The 3,897-nt window shown below is 65.5% G+C and carries 4 protein-coding genes and 1 pseudogene; 4 read left to right on the forward strand and 1 reads right to left on the reverse strand.

The genetic code is table 11. The features are described from left to right. The 4 genes and pseudogenes from MXAZACID_RS19965 to MXAZACID_RS01715 form a co-directional block, all read left to right on the forward strand. Positions 1 to 522 (forward strand): annotated as a pseudogene (locus MXAZACID_RS19965) (DNA replication/repair protein RecF); the annotation flags it as partial. A 159-nt stretch (positions 523 to 681) separates the two neighbouring features. After that, complete coding sequence (locus MXAZACID_RS01705; protein WP_008492292.1) at positions 682 to 1,674, forward strand: SDR family oxidoreductase; 993 nt, start codon at positions 682 to 684, stop codon at positions 1,672 to 1,674. 40 nt (positions 1,675 to 1,714) lie between these two features. Continuing rightward, positions 1,715 to 2,530: a TIGR00282 family metallophosphoesterase gene (locus tag MXAZACID_RS01710; protein ID WP_008492294.1), complete on the forward strand. Its 816-nt coding sequence runs from the start codon at positions 1,715 to 1,717 to the stop codon at positions 2,528 to 2,530. Positions 2,531 to 2,606: 76 nt separating this feature from the next. Further along, complete coding sequence (locus tag MXAZACID_RS01715) at positions 2,607 to 2,999, forward strand: flagellar FlbT (protein ID WP_008492296.1); 393 nt, start codon at positions 2,607 to 2,609, stop codon at positions 2,997 to 2,999. Between the two features lie 136 nt (positions 3,000 to 3,135). Here MXAZACID_RS01715 and MXAZACID_RS01720 read toward each other — a convergent pair whose 3' ends face one another. After that, positions 3,136 to 3,687, reverse strand: coding sequence for a TIGR00730 family Rossman fold protein (locus MXAZACID_RS01720; protein WP_008492297.1), 552 nt, complete (start codon positions 3,685 to 3,687; stop codon positions 3,136 to 3,138). Positions 3,688 to 3,897 lie beyond the last annotated feature (210 nt).

Here is a 3,897-nt window from a genome sequence, read left to right on the forward strand (position 1 = left end):
CGGCTGAATGCGAGCCTGGAGGCGGGCGCGGCGGACCCGTTTCCGCGGGTGACTCTGGGGTTGGCCTGCCCGATCGCGCAGCTTCTGGACGCGGCTCCGGCGCTGGATGTGGAAGACTGGCTGCGCGGCGCGCTGGCGGCCTCGCGCGCCACCGATGCGGCGGTGAAATCCTCAGGCTACGGCCCGCAGAAGGCCGATCTGCTGATTGCCGATGCCCAGGCCGGCCGCCCCGCCGCGCTCTCCTCCACCGGCCAGCAGAAGGCGATGCTGATCGGCATCGTGCTCGGCCATGTCGCTTTGATTACCGCGCTGCGCGGCGCCCCGCCGCTGCTGCTGCTGGATGAGCCGCTGGTGCATCTGGATGCGCAGCGGCGCGGCGCCTTGTTCGCTGCCCTGGCCCGGATGGACGCGCCGGCCTGGCTGACCGGCACGGATCAGGAGCTGTTCGCGGGGCTGGACGCCGCGCGTCTGGCCGTGCGCGAGAGCCTCTTAGAGCATCAAGCTTTTCGCTTGATGCTCTAAGTTTTGTTTTAGCGAGCAATTTCATGTGTTTTTCTTGACGCTGGCGCGTCAACCTAAACACATATTGCTCTAACCTCCGGCTGAAGCTTTCTCCACCTGCCGGCATTCGCCCGTGCCCGCGCCTAAATCGCGGGGAGCAACCGCAGAACGGGAGAAGCCATGAGCAAGATCGTTGTTGTCACCGGCGCTGGCGCCGGGGTGGGCCGGGCCACCGCAACCATGTTCGCCAAGGCGGGCTATGATGTGGCGTTGCTGGGGCGCGATGAGGGCCGGCTGCAGGCCGCCGCCGCCGAAATTCAGGGGCTGGGGGCGCGCGCCGTCTGGCATTCGGTGGATGTGGCCGATGCCGATGCCGTCTCCCAGGCTGCCCAGGCGATCGAGCAGGAATTCGGGCCGATCAGCGTCTGGGTCAATAACGCCATGGCCACAGTGTTCGCGCCAGTGACCAAGGTGACACCGGAGGAATTCCGCCGCGCCACGGAAGTGACCTATCTCGGCACCGTGTATGGCTGCCTGGCGGCGCTGGCGGCGATGCAGAAACGCGGTGTCGGCACCATCATCAATGTCGGCTCGGCTTTGGCCTATCGCTCGGTGCCGCTGCAATCGGCCTATTGCGGGGCGAAATCCGCCATTCGCGGCTTCACGGACAGTCTGCGCAGCGAGCTGATCCATGACCGCAGCCAGATCAAGCTCTGCATGGTGCATCTGCCGGCGGTGAACACGCCGCAATTCAACTGGGCGCTGAACAAGATGGGCCGCCGGCCGATGCCGGTGCCGCCGGTTTATGCGCCGGAGGTGCCGGCACGGGCGATCCTGTTCGCGGCCGAGCATCCGCGCCGGGAGCTCTGGGTCGGGTTCCCAACGGTGAAGGCCATTCTCGCCAACCGCATCGCGCCGGGCTTTGCCGATTGGGTGCTGGCCAGGCAGGGCTATTCCGGCCAGCTGACCAGCGAGCCTGAGCCGGAGGACCGCCCGGCCAATCTGTTCAAGCCGGTGCCTGGCGATGAGGCGGCGCATGGGCGGTTTGACGATGTCGAGCGCGAGGTTAGCTGGGAGATGTTCTCCGGCCGGCATAAAACCGCCGCCTATGCCGGGCTGCTGGCGCTGGGGCTCGGCGCCGCGTTGGGGCTGCGGCGCTTAAAGCAGGGCTGAGCGGCTTTGTTTCAGGCAAGGGAGCCCTTATACCGCTCCCATGCGTATTCTTCTGCTCGGCGACCTGCTCGGCCGCTCCGGCCGCGAGGCGGCTCTCAAACATATTCCTGAGCTGCGCGCGGCGCTGAAGCTGGATTTCGTCGCGGTGAACGCCGAGAATGCCAGCCATGGTTTCGGGCTGGGGCCGGACATGGCGCAGGCGCTCTTCGCCGCCGGGGCGGATGTGATCACGCTGGGCAACCATGCCTGGGACCGCCGGGAGATCATCCCCTACATCGCCAGCGAAAAACGCCTGATCCGGCCGATCAATTTCCCGCCCGGCACGCCGGGTGCGGGGGCCTGCCTGGCAACGTTGCCGGATGGGCGCAAGGTGCTGGTGGCGCAGGCGATGGGGCGGCTCTACATGGAGGCGATGGATTGCCCGTTTCGCGGCATCGATGAGCTGCTCACCCGCCATAAGCTCGGCATCACCGCCCACGCCATCCTGATCGACATCCATGCCGAGGCGACGTCGGAGAAAATGGCGTTCGGCCATGCCTTCGATGGCCGCGTCACCGCCGTCACCGGCACCCACACCCATATCCCCACCGCCGACCACCAGATTTTACCCGGCGGCACCGGCTTCGCGACGGATCTGGGCATGTGCGGGGATTATGATTCGATCATCGGCATGCAGAAGGCCCCGGCGCTGAACCGGTTCATCCGCAAAATGCCGGGTGAGAAGCTGAGCCCGGCGGAGGGCCCGGCGACCCTGTGCGGCGCTTTCGTGGAGACGGATGACGCCACCGGGCTGGCCAAACGCATCGAGCCGGTGCGGCTGGGCGGACGTTTGGCGCTGGCCATGCCCTCGGCGTAAGCGGCGCTTCATCCCCCGTTAACATGAGGCGTGGCAGACTCATGTTCATCTTCCAATCTTGCAAAAGCGGGGTGTGATGTCGTCTCTGGTCCTGGAATTGAAGCAGGGTGAATCGATGATCCTCAATGGGGCGGTCATCCGGTTCAAAACCCGCACGCGGCTGGAGCTGAACAGCCATGCGCGCTTTCTCTTCGGCAAGCAGATCATGCCGGCGGAGGAAGCCACCAGCCCGCTGCGCCAAGCCTATTTCGCCTTGCAGCAGGCTTATATCAGTGATGAGGAGGAGCGGCCGGAGGCGCTGCAGCGCGCCCGCGACAATATTCGCCGGCTGATGGGCGAGGCGCCGGAGGCGCAGCGCGAGGACTGGTCCGCGCTGCTGCGCCTGACCAGCGAGGAGACCGTGCTGGATGCGCTCAAGCGCGCCCGGCAGATGATCCGCGCGGCGGAGTCGGCACCGCAAGGGAATTGATGTTTGCGTTGAGCCGGGCGTGGTTATGTCCGGCTCAACGTGATGGGATTTGGTTTAGAGCAATATGTGTTGAGGTTGACGCGCCAGCGTCAAGGTAAACACACGAAATTGCTCGCTAAAACAAAAGCTTGATGCTCTAGCCGCGCAGCTCTTCCAGCCGTGCCAGCAGGGCCGGCACGTCCGGCTGTACCTCAAACAGATCGCGCACCTCCGGCCTGGCGAAGCCGCGCTTGATCGTCTCGTCGATCATCGCGATGAACGGGTCGGCCCAGCCGAGAATATTCACCAGAATGATCGGCTTGGCGTGCTGGCTGAGCTGCTTCCAGGTCAGGATCTCGAAGGTCTCGTCATAGGTGCCCAGCCCGCCGGGCATCACTACGAACACATCGCCCAGCGCAAACAAACGGCGCTTGCGGGTATGCATCGAATCGGTGACGATCAGCTCGGTCAGGCCCTGGAACTCGACCTCGCGCTGGCGCAGGAAATCCGGGATGATGCCGGTCACCTCGCCGCCAGCGCCCAAGGTCGCGCCGGCGGTGATGCCCATCAGCCCGACATTGCCGCCGCCGAACACCAGGCGCATGCCGCGCTTGCCCAGCCCTTCACCCAAGGATGTGGCCGCCGCCGCATAGGCCGGATCCACCCCCGGGTTGGAGCCGCAAAATACGGTGACGGAAAAACTAGCCATCTCACTCTGCCTCGCTTCCAGTTCTGCCCCGTTCGTGGCAGGCTGAAGCGGCCATGGCAAGCAACGACACTCTTGAGACCCCGGTGCGCAAGCGCACCCCTCTGCGTCTGATCATCCTTCTCGTGCTGGTCATCCTGGCGCTGGGGGATGCGGCGCTGCTCTTCTATCTGCATCACGGCCGCCACGGCGCGCCGGCCCCGGCCGTGCCGG

This window comes from Acidocella sp. MX-AZ02 (genome assembly GCF_000306035.1).
In the GTDB taxonomy this organism is placed as follows: Bacteria; Pseudomonadota; Alphaproteobacteria; order Acetobacterales; family Acetobacteraceae; genus Acidocella; species Acidocella facilis.

Excerpts from the sequence above, each read along its gene's own strand:
- MXAZACID_RS01705 (WP_008492292.1), top strand. The coding sequence starts at position 682 with ATGAGCAAGATCGTTGTTGTCACCGGCGCTGGCGCCGGGGTGGGCCGG.
- MXAZACID_RS01710 (WP_008492294.1), top strand. The coding sequence starts at position 1,715 with ATGCGTATTCTTCTGCTCGGCGACCTGCTCGGCCGCTCCGGCCGCGAG.
- MXAZACID_RS01715 (WP_008492296.1), top strand. The coding sequence starts at position 2,607 with ATGTCGTCTCTGGTCCTGGAATTGAAGCAGGGTGAATCGATGATCCTC.
- MXAZACID_RS01720 (WP_008492297.1), bottom strand. The coding sequence starts at position 3,687 with ATGGCTAGTTTTTCCGTCACCGTATTTTGCGGCTCCAACCCGGGGGTG.